Source organism: Pseudoalteromonas rubra (assembly GCF_005887115.1).
GTDB classification, from domain to species: Bacteria; Pseudomonadota; Gammaproteobacteria; order Enterobacterales; family Alteromonadaceae; genus Pseudoalteromonas; species Pseudoalteromonas rubra_F.
This window is the reverse complement of the sequence record NZ_PNCJ01000082.1, coordinates 1-401: the sequence shown is the minus strand read 5'-3', so window position 1 is coordinate 401 and position 401 is coordinate 1. Positions and strand designations below refer to the sequence as shown.

The 401-nt window shown below is 59.1% G+C and carries 1 protein-coding gene; it reads right to left on the bottom strand.

Going from position 1 to position 401, the window contains the following annotated elements:
• On the bottom strand, positions 1-401 hold a 401-nt coding region (locus tag CWB98_RS23210), incomplete at both ends, for an Ig-like domain-containing protein (protein WP_212751162.1).

The following is a 401-nucleotide window of genomic DNA, read 5'->3' as shown; positions in this document are numbered from 1 at the left end:
TGGTGACCGCTGAAGGTGCAGCATTGTCGAGCGTAATCTTTTGCTTCGCTGCCGGGGAGGTTTTGCCCGCTGTATCCGCTTGGGTTGCCGATACCGTCAGGGTGCCATTGTTCAGGCCACTGACGTCCAGCTCACTGCCGCTTAGCGTCCAGTTGCCAGAGTTGTCAGCAGTCACTGTCCGGCTCACCGAGCTGTTGTTGTCCGTGATGGTCACGGTCACACTGTTACCCGCTTCCGCACCGGATCCCGCAATCAGCACATCGTTATCTTCTGCCGCATTGACGAGTCCGTCAGTTTCAATCGGCGTGGTGATGGTCAGGGCAGACGGCGCCGCGTTATCGAGCGTAATAGTTTGCGTGGCTGCGGTGGAGGTATTGCCCGCCGTATCCGCTTGGGTCGCC